Origin of the sequence: Leeuwenhoekiella aequorea, assembly GCF_004104375.1 — a bacterium.
In the GTDB taxonomy this organism is placed as follows: Bacteria; Bacteroidota; Bacteroidia; order Flavobacteriales; family Flavobacteriaceae; genus Leeuwenhoekiella; species Leeuwenhoekiella aequorea.
The window spans coordinates 1-16,214 of the sequence record NZ_QOVM01000001.1 but is presented as its reverse complement, the minus strand read 5'-3'; the positions used below and the strand labels follow the sequence as shown (position 1 = coordinate 16,214).

The 16,214-nt window shown below is 36.1% G+C and carries 14 protein-coding genes; 8 read left to right on the top strand and 6 right to left on the bottom strand.

Annotated elements, in window-relative coordinates:
* Positions 1-19: 19 nt before the first annotated feature.
* From fabF to pyk, 4 genes are all read left to right on the top strand, one after another.
* Positions 20-1,273 (top strand): beta-ketoacyl-ACP synthase II, encoded by a 1,254-nt coding sequence (fabF, locus tag DSM00_RS00070; protein ID WP_128755982.1) that lies wholly within the window; start codon positions 20-22, stop codon positions 1,271-1,273.
* 6 nt (positions 1,274-1,279) lie between these two features.
* Positions 1,280-2,026 carry a ribonuclease III gene (rnc, locus tag DSM00_RS00065; protein WP_128755981.1) on the top strand — a complete coding sequence of 249 codons (747 nt, stop codon included), beginning with the start codon at positions 1,280-1,282 and terminating at the stop codon, positions 2,024-2,026.
* A gap of 96 nt (positions 2,027-2,122) precedes the next feature.
* Positions 2,123-2,611 carry an IPExxxVDY family protein gene (locus tag DSM00_RS00060; protein ID WP_128755980.1) on the top strand — a complete coding sequence of 163 codons (489 nt, stop codon included), beginning with the start codon at positions 2,123-2,125 and terminating at the stop codon, positions 2,609-2,611.
* The gene (pyk, locus tag DSM00_RS00055) at positions 2,611-4,047 is read left to right on the top strand and encodes a pyruvate kinase (protein ID WP_128755979.1); all 1,437 of its coding nucleotides are present in this window, start codon (positions 2,611-2,613) and stop codon (positions 4,045-4,047) included. Before DSM00_RS00060 ends, pyk begins: the two co-directional genes overlap by 1 nt.
* 54 nt (positions 4,048-4,101) lie before the next feature.
* On the opposite strand, the gene dinB is transcribed toward pyk, so the two are convergent.
* Positions 4,102-5,205 (bottom strand): DNA polymerase IV, encoded by a 1,104-nt coding sequence (gene dinB / locus DSM00_RS00050; RefSeq protein ID WP_128755978.1) that lies wholly within the window; start codon positions 5,203-5,205, stop codon positions 4,102-4,104.
* 134 nt (positions 5,206-5,339) lie between these two features.
* Between dinB and DSM00_RS00045 the strand changes: the two genes are divergently transcribed.
* Together DSM00_RS00045 and DSM00_RS00040 are read left to right on the top strand one after the other, a co-directional pair.
* A complete protein-coding gene (locus DSM00_RS00045) occupies positions 5,340-5,996 on the top strand; it encodes an NAD(P)H-binding protein (RefSeq protein WP_128755977.1) in 657 nt (218 codons plus the stop codon).
* Position 5,997: 1 nt separating this feature from the next.
* Positions 5,998-6,477 (top strand): CYTH domain-containing protein, encoded by a 480-nt coding sequence (locus DSM00_RS00040; protein WP_128755976.1) that lies wholly within the window; start codon positions 5,998-6,000, stop codon positions 6,475-6,477.
* A gap of 111 nt (positions 6,478-6,588) precedes the next feature.
* Here the strand turns inward: DSM00_RS00040 and DSM00_RS00035 are convergent, their stop codons facing one another.
* Genes DSM00_RS00035 through DSM00_RS00020 form a run of 4 tightly spaced genes read right to left on the bottom strand, consistent with a single transcriptional unit; the run spans position 6,589 to position 12,810 of the window.
* Positions 6,589-7,989: an efflux transporter outer membrane subunit gene (locus tag DSM00_RS00035; RefSeq protein ID WP_128755975.1), complete on the bottom strand. Its 1,401-nt coding sequence runs from the start codon at positions 7,987-7,989 to the stop codon at positions 6,589-6,591.
* Positions 7,990-7,991: 2 nt separating this feature from the next.
* On the bottom strand, positions 7,992-11,135 hold the full coding sequence (locus DSM00_RS00030; protein WP_128755974.1) for an efflux RND transporter permease subunit: 3,144 nt from the start codon (positions 11,133-11,135) through the stop codon (positions 7,992-7,994).
* Positions 11,136-11,156: 21 nt separating this feature from the next.
* Positions 11,157-12,293: an efflux RND transporter periplasmic adaptor subunit gene (locus DSM00_RS00025; RefSeq protein ID WP_128755973.1), complete on the bottom strand. Its 1,137-nt coding sequence runs from the start codon at positions 12,291-12,293 to the stop codon at positions 11,157-11,159.
* A 10-nt stretch (positions 12,294-12,303) separates the two neighbouring features.
* Positions 12,304-12,810, bottom strand: coding sequence for a GbsR/MarR family transcriptional regulator (locus DSM00_RS00020; RefSeq protein WP_128755972.1), 507 nt, complete (start codon positions 12,808-12,810; stop codon positions 12,304-12,306).
* A gap of 477 nt (positions 12,811-13,287) precedes the next feature.
* Between DSM00_RS00020 and DSM00_RS00015 the strand changes: the two genes are divergently transcribed.
* On the top strand, positions 13,288-13,785 hold the full coding sequence (locus DSM00_RS00015) for a CAP domain-containing protein (protein WP_128755970.1): 498 nt from the start codon (positions 13,288-13,290) through the stop codon (positions 13,783-13,785).
* Positions 13,786-14,186: 401 nt separating this feature from the next.
* Here DSM00_RS00015 and DSM00_RS00010 read toward each other — a convergent pair whose 3' ends face one another.
* Positions 14,187-15,239, bottom strand: a complete 1,053-nt coding sequence (locus DSM00_RS00010; protein ID WP_128755971.1) for an isoaspartyl peptidase/L-asparaginase family protein — start codon at positions 15,237-15,239, stop codon at positions 14,187-14,189.
* A 361-nt stretch (positions 15,240-15,600) separates the two neighbouring features.
* Here DSM00_RS00010 and DSM00_RS00005 point away from each other — a divergent pair, with 361 nt between their 5' ends.
* On the top strand, positions 15,601-16,098 hold the full coding sequence (locus DSM00_RS00005) for a CAP domain-containing protein (RefSeq protein WP_128755970.1): 498 nt from the start codon (positions 15,601-15,603) through the stop codon (positions 16,096-16,098).
* The last annotated feature ends 116 nt before the right edge of the window (positions 16,099-16,214 follow it).

The window sequence follows — 16,214 nt, the reverse complement described above, 5'->3', positions numbered from 1 at the left end:
GAAGAAAGCAAATTACCTTATGGAGTTAAAGCGAGTCGTTGTAACAGGTCTTGGTGCGCTTACGCCAATCGGGAACAATATTGAAGAATATTGGGAAGGATTGAGTACAGGTAAGAGTGGCTGTGCCCCTATTACGTATTTTGACGCAGAGAAGTTTAAAACCAAATTCGCTTGTGAGCTCAAAAATTTTAACGCTGAAGATTTTTTTGACAGAAAAGAAGCCAGAAAGTTAGATCGCTTTGCACAATATGCATTAGTGTCTTCAGATCAGGCTATCAAGGATGCAGGAATAAATCTTGATGAGGTTGATAAATTTAGAGTTGGAGTAATTTGGGGAGCTGGTATAGGTGGTCTTGAGACTTTTCAAGATGAAGTTATAAACTTTGCTGAAGGTGATGGGACCCCAAGATTTAACCCATTTTTTATACCTAAAATGATAGCTGATATTGCCCCTGGTAATATTTCTATCAAGCACGGTTTTATGGGTCCTAATTATACGACAGTTTCTGCTTGCGCATCGTCTGCCAATGCAATGATAGATGCTCTAAACTATATACGTTTAGGCCATTGTGATATTATTGTTACGGGAGGAAGTGAGGCAGCAGTAACAAAAGCAGGTATGGGCGGTTTTAACGCTATGCACGCTTTGTCGACCAGAAATGATAATCCTGAAACAGCTTCACGTCCTTTTGACTCTACCCGAGATGGGTTTGTTTTAGGAGAAGGTGCAGGTGCTCTGATCCTTGAGGAATACGAGCACGCTAAAGCTAGAGGAGCTAAAATATATGCAGAAATTGCTGGTGGTGGTATGTCAAGTGATGCGTATCATATGACTGCTCCACATCCTGAAGGTATAGGTGTAGAACGTGTAATGCTTAATTGCTTACGTGATGCAAATATTAAGCCTGAAGAAGTAGATGCTATTAACACTCATGGTACCTCAACCCCATTAGGTGATGTAGCAGAACTGAAGGCAATTACTAAAGTATTTGGTGAGCATGCTAAAGATATTAATATTAATTCAACAAAGTCTATGACAGGTCACTTACTGGGGGCTGCCGGTGCTATAGAAGCAATTGCTTCAATATTAGCTATGCAGCACAGTCTTGTACCGCCTACAATAAATCATACGACTGTAGATGAGAATATTGATTCTTCACTAAACCTAACTTTAAACAAAGCTCAAAAACGTGAGGTAAACGTTGCAATGAGCAACACTTTCGGTTTTGGAGGTCACAATGCTTGTGTAATTTTCAAAAAGTTTAGCGAATAATAATATATGAGTGCGATTCGCAACATATTTACTTCCCGTTCTGAAAAGGACGGGAATTTTTTTGCTGCTATTAAAGCTATTATTGGTTTTAAACCTAGCAATATTAAACACTACGAAGAGGCATTTACCCATAGATCAATGGGGATTAAAAATGCTAAAGGCCACGCTTTTAATTATGAGCGTCTCGAGTTTTTAGGTGATTCTATGCTGGGAAGTGTAATTGCAGCTCACCTTTTTGATGAGGTAGGCAGAGGTGATGAAGGGTATCTTACAAAAATGAGATCTAAAGTAGTTAGCCGAGAACATTTAAATGAATTAGGTAGAGATTTAAATCTATTAAGTCTTTTAAGGTCTGCAATACCCAAAGAGAATTTTGGCACAAATGTGCACGGAAATTTATTTGAATCACTTGTAGGTGCTATTTACCAGGATCGCGGATATAAATACTGTTGTAGGTTTATCAACAAGCGTGTAATAGAACCGTATGTAGATATAGAAAAACTGGAGGGTAGGGTAATTAGCTACAAAAGTCTTCTTATCGAATGGTGTCAAAAAGAAAAGCGAGTGTTTGAATTTGATACTTATGAAGACTCAGGGTTAGATGCTATCAGGCATTTTTCGGTAAAGTTATCTATTGATGGTAAGCAAGTTGCAAAAGGACGATCTACTTCAAAAAAGAAAGCTGAAGAGAAAGCCGCAAAAAGAGCCTACTATGTTTTTCAAAACAAAATAGATTTGCATCGTTTCAACTAAATCAATTTAGCATAGATTCTCATTTTACATTTACTTAAGGTTAAACACGCATATTTCTGTTAGACTTTAAGTATATTTAGGTGCTTAAACATTTCTATGGCCGCTCTAAAACTTTTATTGGACGATACGTTTGAATACGATTTTGCATTAATAGCAATGCATTGTTCATTAGAAGATTATAGATTGGCGTTTATTCTTAATAAATATGCAGGCTTACATTTAAAATGTGCTAAGGATGTACATTACTATACTAAGAATGACAGATATAGTTTTCCTACTATGCAGTATGAAGATGTAAAAAACTATGTAAATTATACGCTTATAAGCAACAAGTACAAATTTAAAGAGCTAGGTAATTTATCTAATAATGATTTATTTGCAGAATCTGCAGGTGAACATTTTAAGACTTTTAATTTAGTACCCGAGGTTAGAAATGCAGATTATTTGCTCAAAATTGAGAGTGATTCTGAACAGGTATGCCTACAGACACTTCTAAACCAGTTGAACCAAATATCCCAAATAATAACGGCTTACGATGTTAACGTAAGTTCCTTAAAATCAAAACAAAATTTAATTTTTGAATAATGTCAAATAAGAAAAAAACCAAAATTGTTGCAACTCTAGGTCCCGCAACTAGCAAGAGAGAGGTACTACACGAAATGATTAAAGCGGGTGTAGATGTCTTTAGAATCAACTTTTCACATGCAGATTATGATGCAGTAAAAGAACGCATTCAAATGATACGCAGCCTTAGCGATGAATTTGGTTACAACACCGCTATTTTAGCAGACTTACAAGGCCCTAAGCTTCGTGTAGGTATAATGAAAGAAGGTATTGAAGTTAATCCTGGAGACATCATCACTTTTTCTACAAAAGAAGAGTTTGAAGGTACAAAGGAGCGTGTTTATATGAATTATCAACATTTTCCTAGAGATGTAAATAAAGGAGAACGCATACTTCTTGATGACGGAAAATTAATTTTTGAAGTTCTTAAATCTGATAACGAAAGTGAAGTTGAAACTGTAGTTATTCAAGGTGGACCGCTAAAATCACGCAAAGGTGTAAATCTTCCGAATACAAACATTTCTCTTCCTGCGTTAACAGAAAAAGATATTGAAGATGCAATTTTTGCAATTAGTCAAAAAGTAGATTGGTTAGCTCTTTCTTTTGTGCGTCACGAAGGTGATTTAATACAATTGCAAGATTTAATTAAAGAACACTCAGAGCACAAAATTCCTATTATATCCAAAATAGAAAAACCAGAAGCTGTTAAGAACATCGATAAAATTGTTGCTTATAGTGATGGACTTATGGTTGCTCGTGGAGATCTTGGTGTTGAAATTCCTGCAGAAGAAGTTCCTCTTATTCAAAAAGAACTTGTACTTGCAGCTAAAAAAGCACGCATACCGGTAATCATTGCGACTCAAATGATGGAAACCATGATCGATAGCTTAACGCCTACACGAGCAGAAGTTAACGATGTTGCTAACTCTGTAATGGATGGTGCAGATGCTGTGATGCTAAGTGGAGAAACATCTGTAGGTAAATATCCTGTTCAGGTTATTGAGCGTATGGCTTCGATTTTATCTAAAGTAGAAGATTCTGATCTTATTAAAGTACCACATACTCCTCCGCACATACGCACAAATCGATATATTACTAAAGCAATTTGTTATCACGCTGCCTTAATGGCAAATGAGATTGATGCAAAGGCAATTACAACGCTTACAAATAGTGGTTATACAGCTTTTCAAATTTCAGCTTGGAGGCCAAAATCTCATATTTTAGTATTTACATCTAATAAAATTATCTTGACCCAATTAAACTTACTTTGGGGAGTTAAAGCATTTTATTACGATAAATTTGTATCTACAGACGAGACCGTACGTGACGTAAATCGCATTGCACGGGATCAAGGTTATCTTGAAGTAGGTGATATGGTTATTAGCCTTGCAGCAATGCCTATTAGCGAAAAAGGAATGGTAAATACCTTACGTGTACGAGAAATACAAGGAAATTAATCACAACATTAATTTATAATTCTTAAAGCCTTTCAGAAATGAAAGGCTTTTTTATTAAAAGTCAAATTTTAACTGAACAGCAATAACCTTGTCTTCTGAAACTTTTTGATCACGCTCTTCAGTATTCAAATTTGCGAGTGTTATGCCTAGCAATCTAACACTATTTTCCATCTTTTCCTGAAAGAGTAATTCGCGGGCAGTTTCTAAAATCACTTCTTTAGAACGAATGTAATAGGGTAAGGTTTTGCTGCGTGTTTTTAAAGTGAAGTCACTGTATTTTATTTTTAAGGTCACTGTTTTGCCCGCTACATCAGATTTTTTCATTCTGCGCTCTATCTCTTCAGCGATATTTTCTAAGCGCTCTATCATAAAAATTTCTGAAGATATATTCTCGCTAAACGTACGTTCGGCGCCCAGGGATTTGCGTATCCGGTCTGGTTTTACCTGACTGGTATGAATACCTCGCACCACGTGATAGTAGTAGGCTCCACTTTTTCCGAACTTCTCATTTAAAAATTCGATTGATTTTGTCTTTAAATCCTTACCAGTAAAAATTCCCAATTGATACATTTTCTCTGCGGTGACTTTACCTACGCCATAAAACTTACGTATATCAAGATCTTCTAAAAATGCAATCACCTCTTCTGGACCTATGGTTTTTTGACCATTGGGTTTATTTATATCACTAGCTACTTTTGCAATAAACTTATTTATAGAAATTCCCGCTGAGGCATTGAGGCCAGTTTTATCTTTGATTTTAGCTCGTATTTCTTTAGCTATTAAGCTTGCGCTGGGGTTGCCTTTTTTATTTTGAGTGACATCGAGATATGCTTCATCAAGGGATAAGGGTTCTACAAGGTCTGTATATTCATAAAAGACTTCACGTATTTGAGCGCTAATTTCACGATAGCGTTCAAAACGTGTTTTCACAAAAATAAGTTCTGGACATAATTTGCGCGCAAGACCGCCAGCCATTGCACTACGTACACCAAATTTGCGTGCTTCATAGCTAGCAGCGCTAACTACACCGCGTTCTGAACCGCCACCTACGGCAACCGCCTTACCACGTAATTCTGGGTTGTCTAATTGCTCTACAGATGCATAGAAAGCATCCATATCTACGTGAATTATTTTTCGGTTTACAGGAAAGTCTTCCATAGCGCTACAAAGTTACCTACTAAAGGTTATTTAAAAATAGCTTAGGCTTTATTTGGCAGTATTTTATTTAGGTTTTAGTAGTTTTCATGTTTTAAAATCATGTGATCTTTATAGCTATAATTAATTTTTGAGATATGGGAAAAACAGCAATACTTTTAGGAATTACAGGCTTAATAGGAAACGCTCTGGCAAAAAATATTTTAGAGGATTCCAGATATGATAAACTTATTAGTTTCCATAGAAGAAAGTCAGGAATTGTACATCCTAAGCTAGAAGAACATATTGTAGATCTATTTGATCTAGAAAAATACGCAGAACAGTTTAAAGGAGATGTGGTTTTCTGTTGTATTGGTACCACGCAAGCAAAAACCGATGATAAAGAAACCTATAAAAAAATTGATTATGGGATTCCTGTGGCTGCTGCAAAATTAAGTGCGTATAACAATATCCCGAAGTTTATTGCAATCTCAGCTTTAGGAGCTAATCCTAGCAGTAGTGTTTTTTACAATAAAACTAAAGGTGAAATGGAACGTGATGTTTTAAAACAAAATGTAAATGAAACCTATTTTCTGCAGCCTTCTTTACTAGCAGGATATCGTGAAGAACAACGTATTCTAGAAAAACTAGCCATTGGGGCATTTAAAGTTTTAAATCCATTACTAATAGGACCTTTAAAAAAATACCAAAGTATTAAGCCAGAACCTATTGTAGCCACAATGCAATATCTGGCGTTTAATACCTATAGTGAAATTCGGATTGAGTCTGATGAAATAAAGAAAATAGCCAACTAATATGCAGGAGATAGAACGTAAATTTCTAGTAAAGAGTGATGATTTTAAAATTGATGCATTTACGTATAGCGAAATAAAACAAGGGTATTTGAATAGTAACCCAGATCGTGCAGTACGTATTCGCATTAAAAATGAGGAAGGTTACTTGACTATAAAAGGACGTTCTAACAGCAGCGGAACCACGCGTTTTGAGTGGGAGAAACAACTTTCTAAAGAAGAGGCCGAAGCGCTATTTGAACTTTGTGAACCCGGTACTATTATAAAAAGAAGGTACCTTGTGAAGGCCGGTATTCATACCTATGAAGTAGATGTTTTTGAAGGAGAAAATAAAGGGTTAATTCTAGCCGAAATTGAATTAAATTTTGAAGATGAAGCTTTTATAAAACCCCTATGGTTGGGTGAAGAGGTGACCGGGGATAATCGCTATTATAATTCTCAATTGAGTAAAAACCCAATTAAAGCGCATTCAGATTTTAATTAGATTATTTGAAAATTAGATCTCTGAAAATATAACGCACAAAAAAACCGACATTCCTTATGGGATGTCGGTTCTGGTTGAATTCTCTTTTAGGGGTAAAAGACACTTCAAATATTATTCCCAGCCACCACCTAACGCTTCATATAAATCTACAATTGCTTGTAGTTGATTAAATCGAGTGTCTACAAGATCTAGGCTTGAGTTTAATGCATTTTGTCTTGCGGTTAAAACTTCCAGATAGTTAACTAATCCGTTATCTAAAAGTTCTTCAGAATAGGAAGTTGCAAGTTCATAAGCTTCATATTCATTCTTTTTAACGCCTAATTTTTCAGTAGCAATCTCATAAGAATAAAGCGCATCAGAAACCTCACGTGTTGCATTAAGTAATGCGTTTCTAAAGTTAAGTTTTGCTTCTTCTTGATTTGCCTGTGAAACTTCATACTGCGTGCGTATTTGTCTTCCGTTAAAAATAGGCTGTGTTAAACCCCCTATAATTGTTGCAAACAATGAGCTAGAGTCAAAAAGCTTGTCAAAGTTTAAACTTTGAAAACCACCAGATGCTGTAAGCGTTAAGGACGGATAAAAACTACTTCGCGCCACATTTGTAAGCTCAAAAGCATTCATCAAATTATATTCTGAAGCACGTATGTCTGGACGATTGCTTAGTAATTCTGCAGGCACTCCGGTTTTAAGAGGAGTTTTAATCTCCTGCTCGCTTAATTTTGTGCGAGCTATAGGACCGGGCTCTTTTCCTAAAAGAATAGACAGGCTATTCTCTTGCAGCCGTATCTGATTGAGTATGTCTAGTCGTAGTGCTTGAGCAGTATATAATTGTGCTTCGGTTTGCTTAACACCTACTTCTGTAACGTTACCCGCTTCTTTAAGGGCACGTGTGGTTTCAAGACTGCTGCTTCTGGTTTCTATTGTTCTTTCAGTAACTGCCAGCTGCTCATCAAGTGCTAAAAGCTGAAAATATGCAGATGCTATATTGGCAATAAGTTGTGTTTTTACAGCTTTATGCGCCTCAACGGTTTGTAGATAAGATGCTGCAAATGCACGTTCATTACTGCGTATTTTTCCCCATATATCTGCCTCCCAAGTTAAGTTTCCGGCAAGTTGATAAACGTCTAAAGTAGAAAACTGACTTCCAAACTGACTGTTAGATGATAATTCCTGGTGTGTATATTGTGGCGATACACTTAAAGTAGGAAAATAACCCTGTTTGCCTTGTTTGAAATAAGCCTGTGCAGCAAGAATTTGCTGCATCGCTACACGTATATCAATATTTTGAGCCAGACCTTCTTCAATATGAGTTTTTAACAAAGGATCTGTAAACAAATCTTGCCACGAAATTAAAGACACATTTGAGCTGTCTGCTGGCAAGTTATCTGTACGGTAGTTAAGATCATTCACTATAGCTTCTGGCCGTTCATAATCTTTTGCTGCAAAGCAAGAGGCTAAAAAAAGAGGAACTACTCCCAGAATTAAGAATCTATATATAAGTTGCTTTTTCATAATTAGTGAGTTTCTTCGATTTTAGGGGTTGGTGCTCCAGATATTTTTTCTTGTAACCATTGAAACAGAATGTAGAGAACAGGGATTATAAAAACACCAATTATAGTACCTATTAAAAGACCACCTACTGCTCCCGTACCTATAGATCGATTCCCTTCGGCACCTACACCACTGGCAAATACTAGAGGTAAAAGCCCCATTATAAAAGCAAACGAAGTCATAAGTATAGGTCGTAAACGTGATTCTGCTCCGTGTACCGCTGCATCAACAATACTTTCTCCAGCTTTCCGCCTTTGTATGGCAAACTCTACGATAAGAATTGCATTTTTGGCTAGAAGCCCCAATAACATTATAAGTGCTATCTGAAAGTAAATATTGTTTTGTAAGCCGGTAAACTGCGTAGTTATATAGGCTCCAAATACTCCAAAAGGAAGCGAAAGAATTACCGCAAGCGGAATGATATAACTTTCATACTGTGCAGCTAGTAAGAAATACACAAAGACAAGTGATAGAATAAATATAGTTGTTGTTTGATTCCCTGCATTTACTTCTTCACGCGTTAAACCAGAATAAGCGGTTGTATAATTTGACGGTAAAGTTTTTGCCACTTCTTCTACTGCTGCAATAACATCTCCAGAACTATAACCCGGACTAGATGCTGCTGTAATTTTTGTAGAGTTAAATAAATTAAAACGAGTTACAGATTGCGGTCCATAAACACGAGTTAAGTTTATAAACTGTGTAATAGGTGTCATTTCACCACTATCAGTTCTTACATATAACTCATTTAAATCCGCTAAGTCTGCGCGATCTTCAGGAAGTGATTGTATATATACTCTATATTGCTTACCAAATCTTGAGAAATCTGATGCGAATACACCCCCAATATAACCTTGGAGTGTAGAGAAAATACTACTAATAGGAACCCCAAGCTCTTTAGCTACCGGTACATTTATATCTAGTTCGTACTGCGGATACTTTGTGTTAAATGAAGATTGAGCATATTGAATTTCTGGTCGTTGGGTAAGTTTTCCTATAAACTCTTGATTTGTTGCATCAAGATCTTCAAAACTTCCACCAGAACGGTCTAGTAAATTTACTTCTGCTCCGGCAGCATTTCCAAATCCGGGAATACTAGGGGGTGCAAAGAAAATTATGTTAGCTTCTGGAATTTGAGCCGCAATACCAAAGAGTTTTCCAGTGATTGTTTCCATAGAAAGCTCGTCTGATCCACGTTCTTCCCAGTCATCAAGTTTAATAAATCCTAAACCATAGTTGCTTCCGGCTCCATTAATAATACTTCTACCTTCTATAAAAGACATGCTTTCTACACCTTCCATTCCTTTAATCATACTATAAAGCTTCTCATTTACCTCGTGGGTACGGTCTATAGATGATCCTGGAGGAAGTTCTGTATTTATAAATAAGAACGCTCGATCTTCATCAGGAACAAACCCTGTTTTTACGACTGATGATGACCAGAAAATACCACCTATTGCTAAAACGAATATGAGTATTGTAACCCATTTGTTTCGGTATAAGAAATGTACAGATCGACCATAACGAGCAGTTGTTGCTTTAAAACCGGTATTAAAAGCATCAAAGAAACGCTTTGCTATATTCTTCTTTTTTCCATCTGGAGCTTTCTCCTCATGACCTTTTAAGAAAAGAGCACATAATGCCGGACTTAAAGTTAATGCGTTTACAGCAGAAATTATAATTGCTACAATTAGCGTGATGCCAAATTGCTCATAAAATACTCCCGTAGGTCCTTGTACAAAGGTTACCGGAATAAATACGGCAGCCATTACCAGGGTAATTGAGATAATTGCTCCAGAAATCTCGTGCATGGCCTCTGAAGTTGCTTTCTTAGGATCTGTCTCGCCTTCATCTAGTTTTGCGTGTACCGCTTCAACTACAACAATGGCATCATCCACCACAATACCAATTGCGAGGACTAGTGCAAATAAAGTAAGCAGGTTTATCGAGTAGCCAAATAGACTTAAGAAAAAGAAAGTACCTACGATAGATACAGGTACTGCTATTGCAGGTATAAGAGTAGATCTAAAATCCTGTAAGAAAATAAATACTACTATAAATACGAGAACAAAAGCTTCGATTAATGTGTGTAATACTTTTTCTATAGAAGCGCTTAAGAAACTGTTTGTGTTATAAGGTATTACAACATTCATTCCTTCCGGAAAATCTTCTTTTAAAATTTCCAGCTTTGTTTGTATAGATTCTATAATTTCTTGTGCATTAGAACCTTTAGTTTGAAAAATACCAAGATTCACAGCAGGATTTCCGTTTGTTACTGCACCACCGGTATAGGATTGAGCACCAAGTTCTATTTCTGCAATATCCTTCAGTCTTAGAAATTCGCCGTTACCCAGAGCTTTGATCACAATATCACTATACTGATTTTCGGTTTTAAAACGACCGCTATATTTTATAACATAAGAAAAAGACTCTCCATCATTTTCTCCTAAAGATCCTGCTGCAGCTTCTAAACTTTGCTCATTTAGTGCAGCCGTTACATCTGAAGGGATTAGATCATAGGCAGCCAATTTTTGAGGATTAAGCCAGATACGCATTGCGTAATCTTTAGATCCAAAAACCTGAACATTCCCTACACCGTTTACACGCTGAATTTCTGGTATAACGTTTATTTTCAAATAATTCTGAAGATAAATATCATCATAATCGTCATTCTCACTAAAGAATGACATAAACATTAATGCACTTGTTTGCTGTTTTTGTGTGGTAACACCTGTTTGTATTACAGCTTGCGGTAATAATGAGTTTGCTTGAGCTACCCTGTTTTGTACGTTTACTGCTGCAATGTCTGGATCTACATCCTGATCAAAAAATACGGTTATAGCTGCAGTACCATTATTAGTCGCTGTTGAGGTAAGATAAGTCATTCCCTCAACACCATTTATTTGTTCTTCGATAGGGATGATTACACTTTCGAGAATTGTCTCAGCATTTGCCCCAGGATACGTGGCACTTACCTGAATCGTAGGAGGCGCAATATCTGGGTACTGCGTTATAGGTAATGATGAAAGTCCTAGAACCCCTAATATCACGATAATAATAGATATTACTGTAGAGAGAACGGGACGTTCTATAAATTTTTGTAACATAATATATGTATTATCTGAGGGTTATCTAAATACTTTACTTACGGGCTTGGCAACACTATCAAATGGTGTTTCCTGTGGCTGTATAGTAGTTTGACCCCGCAACGTGCTGGTTCCTTTTGCCACAATACGATCTCCCTTTGTAAGACCACTTTCTACCACATATAAGTTGTCAACATCTCCACTAACACTAATTTTTGCAGAAGTGGCAACGTTATTTGAGTCTAGTTTATAAACATAAATATCGCCTTGCTGTTCAAATGTTGATTCTTTAGGTACTACTACAACATCTGTATACGTCTTAGGAACACGTATTTTTCCGCTATTTCCATTTGTTAGTATGCGAGAAGGATTATCAAAAACAGCCCTAAATGAAACTGTACCCGTATTCATATTAATTTGAGAGTTGATTGTTTCGATTTTACCTTCAGAATCATAGGTTGCACCATTGGCAAGAATTAAACTTACGGCTGGCATATTTTTTATTTTTTCTTCTATGGAAGCACCCTCTGCTTTTTGAATAAAGTCTAAGTACTCTTTTTCATTCATTGAAAAATAAGCATACACCTTGCTTATATCAGATACAGTTGTTAAAGGTTCTTGACTTGACGGACTTACTAATGAACCTGTTCTTAAATTTATAGAACCTACAAAACCATCAACCGGACTCTTTATATTTCCGTAGTCAATATTTGCTGCAATCCCATTATAACCACTTTTTGCTTGCTGTAATTGTGCTTTAGCTGTTTCTAATTGCACATTACTAATGATATTTTTTTCAACGAGTGGCTTAAGTTTATCTACCTCGACTTGAGCTGCATTTACATTTGCCCTTGCGGCAGCAGCATCTTGATTTAAAGATTGAGTCTCTAATCTAAATAATGTTTGACCCTTACGTACTTTTTGTCCTTCGTCTACAGCTACGCTTGTGATATAACCCGAAATTTTCGCATAAACCTCTGCATTTACAATTCCCTCTATACGTGTAGGGTAAGACGTATAACCTGTAACCGTTTGAGTGGGCAAGGTAACAACCGGTAAGGCTGGTGTTTTTTGTGCCTGTTGAGCAGGTTGTTCAGTTTTACTGTCACCACACGATGTTGCGGTAAGTAAAATTCCCAATAATACAGGGATACAATTGATTAAAACTCTATTTCTCATACTTACAGATTTATTCTAGGTTTGTTTTGGAGACTAATTTTTGGCGGATATTCTTAATTGATGAGGTAGCCTGGTCTAAGTAATTCATGTAGTCCTTATGAAATTCCAGGTCAAAGACTCTATCCTCAGCAGAATTAGAGTCGTCATTTATTTTTTGCTTATACTCCATTACCTGAAGGTGTAATTGTTTTTCCTTCTCCCAGGTGGTGATCATCTTATCTAAATTGATGATAAAACCGTCTGGGTTAGTAATGAAATATTTTTTACGATCACCACAAACTGTATAATATGTAATGTTCTTATTGCTTTGTAATGTATTTAAGTGGGTAGAGATTGTGCTTTTACTAGCTTGTAAGCCAGTTACCAGATCTTCAAAAGTTGCTCCTTTTTTGCCTGTTAAGACTAATGTTGCAAGAATTCTAGCGGCTAAGGGAGCTAATTGATCTTTACATTCGATATGTACGCCAAGGCGTTCGATTAATAGCTTTTTAGTTTCTTCTAATTCTTCCTGATTCATAATAATAAATTCGAGGAGCAAAATTATGGTTAGTTCGTAATTTGCCGAACTAAGCAAACCTAAAACTTTGTTAAATGAAAGACAACGTTGTAGTTATTAAATATTCAAAGTTTTCTCATTTACAGTGCTGGCAACTAAGGAATTAATTTTTTTAATGGAAGGTGTGTGTACTTATTGAAACTTTTCTAGTCTTTTTTTCAAGAATTAATTCCTACTTATTTTATTTAAAGTGTCTTTTAACCGAATAATTAACCAGTTATGTCGTTGAAATGCATTTTTTTAAATTTTCATACCTTTTATATGTATAGTGAATATCGACAAAAGACACAATTAGACGTCAAATACTGTTAAAGTTTGCGCCAATTATGTTAAAAATAACGTCATGATCGATGAAATACACAAAAGAACCGACAATGTGTTGTAGGAATAGATTCTTCATGCTATGTTTGTAACAACATAACTCATAAACCCCAAATCATGAGAACTTTTACTACTAGCCTTTTGGCACTTACTTTCGCTTTATTTTTAACAAGCTGCTCGCAGGATGAAGAATTAATGCCAGTTGAAGAAGCTGCATTAGAAATCTCAGCAGATCTTACCGTTGAAGAAGCTTTTGCTGCAGAAATTTTATCTGAAGTTAATGAGCACCGCGCATCATTAGGTTTATCAGCACTTCAAAACAATTCAGATTCAAAAGTTAAAGCAGTAGAGCATACTAAATATATGGCTACAAAGGGAACCATTAGTCACGATAACTTTTTTAAGCGTTCAGATTATTTAAAATCTAAAGGAGCTGCCCGCGTAAGTGAGAATGTAGCTTTTGGATACCGAGACGCTAAAGAAGTAGTTGCTGCCTGGATTAAGAGTGAAGGTCATAGAGAGGCTCTTGAAGGAAATTTCACACATAGCGGTATTTCCGTAGTAAAAAATGAAAAAGGAACTGCTTATTTCACCCAAATATTTATTACAAAATAATATTACAATTTAAGCCCCACGAATTTCCCCAAATTCATAATTACCAACTCGATTACAATATTTAAAACATTTACAGATTCAAACACTTTAAGTTGGTTTTGTTATGTTAGATGCAGTGGGTGGGGACCTGCTGTTTCGCTTTTATCCTGATATGGGATTTTATTAAATTTGTCGATAACCTCTGAAGTGATATTCTTCAGAGGTTTTCTTTTATATGGCATTGTCCTTGGTATGAGCTAAAATTAGGTAGAAGTCTTACGTGCATTTTAAAACCTAATCTTTAATAAAGATAAATGCTTTGACATCAGGGGTAATTATAATGAATGGATCCTTCAGCTCAAACTGTATTACTCAACTATCGCTTTAAATCCGATTAGTATTCCGCCTAATTGCTGACTTATTTATTCATTTTCTTTGTAGATGCCCAGCGTTAGTTGGCCTTTATCATTCATATAGGCTCTGTACATTCCTTCTGTATTAAATTCCATTGAAGGGTTTCCAAATTTATCGAGTGCTACTATTCCTCCGGTACCGCCTAAATTTGTAAGCTTATCTTGTATGACATTTTTTGCAGCGCTTTCTAAGTCTTTGCCGGCATATTCGATTTGGGCGCTAATGTCGTAAGCCACTTGACCTCTTATAAAATATTCTCCCCATCCTGTGGAAGATACGCCGCAAGTGGCATTATTAGCGTATGTACCAGAACCTATGATTGGCGAATCACCAATACGATTGTATCTTTTATTATTCATACCGCCTGTAGAAGTACCGGCAGCTATATTTCCATTTTTGTCTAGGGCCACGCAGCCTACGGTGCCGTATTTATCATCTTTAATAAACGGATCGTAAAAAGCAGTCTTATTAGATGATGATATTTTTTCTTTTGCTAAGGTTCGCTGAAGAGCGTCAAATCTATTTTGCGTAAAAAAATAGGAGGGATCAACCAGTTCTATGTTGTGTTCTTTAGCAAAAAGCTCGGCTCCTTTACCGCTTAACAAGACGTGTTCTGAGTTGGTCATAACTTCATATGCAAGATTGATAGGGTTTTTTACATTAGTGACACCTGCAATGGCTCCTGCATTTAAAGTTTCACCATCCATAATAGATGCGTCTAGTTCGTTTATACCTTCATGATTAAAAACAGCTCCTTTTGCAGAATTAAATAGTGGGGAGTTTTCCATACTATTGATGGTGCGCTGCACCGCTTCAAGGCTGGTGCCGCCGTTTTCAAGAATTTCGTATCCAATTTTTATAGCCTCTGTCAGTGCTTCTTTGTAGGCTAGTTCTAGAGAGTCTGTCATATTCTCTTTTAGAATTGTGCCTGCGCCGCCGTGAATAACAATAGCAAATTTTTGTTGTACGGGAGTTTTATCTTCTGGTTTTTCTTTGGATTGCTCCTGATGATTGCAAGATGCTAGAAGAATGATTGCTAATAAGCTGAAAAGAGATCTCATATTATTTTGTTTAAACCTGTAAAGTACATAAAATCGAATTCATCACAATAAATCACCTGCTGATGTTGATTAGAAAAATCTACGAGATTATTTCCTACTTTCTTACTATAAAGTGTCTTTTAACCGAATAATTAACCAGTTATGTCGCTGAAATGCATATTTTTTAAATTTTCTTACCTTTTTCATACTTTTTGAACATCGACAAAAGACACAATTAGCCGTCAAATACTGTTAAAATTTACATTAATTATGTTAAAAATGATATTGTAGTCGATGAAATACACAAAATAACCGACAACGTGTTGTAGGAATAGATTCTTCATGCTATGTTTGTAACAACATAACTCATAAACCCCAAATCATGAGAACTTTTACTACTAGCCTTTTGGCACTTACTTTCGCTTTATTTTTAACAAGCTGCTCGCAGGATGAAGAATTAATGCCAGTTGAAGAAGCTGCATTAGAAATCTCAGCAGATCTTACCGTTGAAGAGGCTTTTGCTGCAGAAATTTTATCTGAAGTTAATGAGCACCGCGCATCATTAGGTTTATCAGCACTTCAAAACAATTCAGATTCAAAAGTTAAAGCAGTAGAGCATACTAAGTATATGGCTACAAAAGGAACCATTAGTCACGATAACTTTTTTAAGCGTTCAGATTATTTAAAATCTAAAGGAGCTGCCCGTGTAAGTGAGAATGTAGCTTTTGGATACCGAGACGCTAAAGAAGTAGTTGCTGCCTGGATTAAGAGTGAAGGTCATAGAGAGGCTCTTGAAGGAAATTTCACACATAGCGGTATTTCCGTAGTAAAAAATGAAAAAGGAACTGCTTATTTCACCCAAATATTTATTACAAAATAATATTACAATTTAAGCCCCACGAATTTCCCCAAATTCATAATTACCAACTCGATTACAATATTTAAAACATTTACAGATTCAAACACTTTAAGTTGGTTTTGTTATGTTAGATGCAG

Bases quoted from the DNA above. Each gene is read 5' to 3' on its own strand.
- fabF (WP_128755982.1), top strand. From the start codon at position 20: ATGGAGTTAAAGCGAGTCGTTGTAACAGGTCTTGGTGCGCTTACGCCA.
- rnc (WP_128755981.1), top strand. From the start codon at position 1,280: ATGAGTGCGATTCGCAACATATTTACTTCCCGTTCTGAAAAGGACGGG.
- DSM00_RS00060 (WP_128755980.1), top strand. From the start codon at position 2,123: ATGGCCGCTCTAAAACTTTTATTGGACGATACGTTTGAATACGATTTT.
- pyk (WP_128755979.1), top strand. From the start codon at position 2,611: ATGTCAAATAAGAAAAAAACCAAAATTGTTGCAACTCTAGGTCCCGCA.
- dinB (WP_128755978.1), bottom strand. From the start codon at position 5,205: ATGGAAGACTTTCCTGTAAACCGAAAAATAATTCACGTAGATATGGAT.
- DSM00_RS00045 (WP_128755977.1), top strand. From the start codon at position 5,340: ATGGGAAAAACAGCAATACTTTTAGGAATTACAGGCTTAATAGGAAAC.
- DSM00_RS00040 (WP_128755976.1), top strand. From the start codon at position 5,998: ATGCAGGAGATAGAACGTAAATTTCTAGTAAAGAGTGATGATTTTAAA.
- DSM00_RS00035 (WP_128755975.1), bottom strand. From the start codon at position 7,989: ATGAAAAAGCAACTTATATATAGATTCTTAATTCTGGGAGTAGTTCCT.
- DSM00_RS00030 (WP_128755974.1), bottom strand. From the start codon at position 11,135: ATGTTACAAAAATTTATAGAACGTCCCGTTCTCTCTACAGTAATATCT.
- DSM00_RS00025 (WP_128755973.1), bottom strand. From the start codon at position 12,293: ATGAGAAATAGAGTTTTAATCAATTGTATCCCTGTATTATTGGGAATT.
- DSM00_RS00020 (WP_128755972.1), bottom strand. From the start codon at position 12,810: ATGAATCAGGAAGAATTAGAAGAAACTAAAAAGCTATTAATCGAACGC.
- DSM00_RS00015 (WP_128755970.1), top strand. From the start codon at position 13,288: ATGAGAACTTTTACTACTAGCCTTTTGGCACTTACTTTCGCTTTATTT.
- DSM00_RS00010 (WP_128755971.1), bottom strand. From the start codon at position 15,239: ATGAGATCTCTTTTCAGCTTATTAGCAATCATTCTTCTAGCATCTTGC.
- DSM00_RS00005 (WP_128755970.1), top strand. From the start codon at position 15,601: ATGAGAACTTTTACTACTAGCCTTTTGGCACTTACTTTCGCTTTATTT.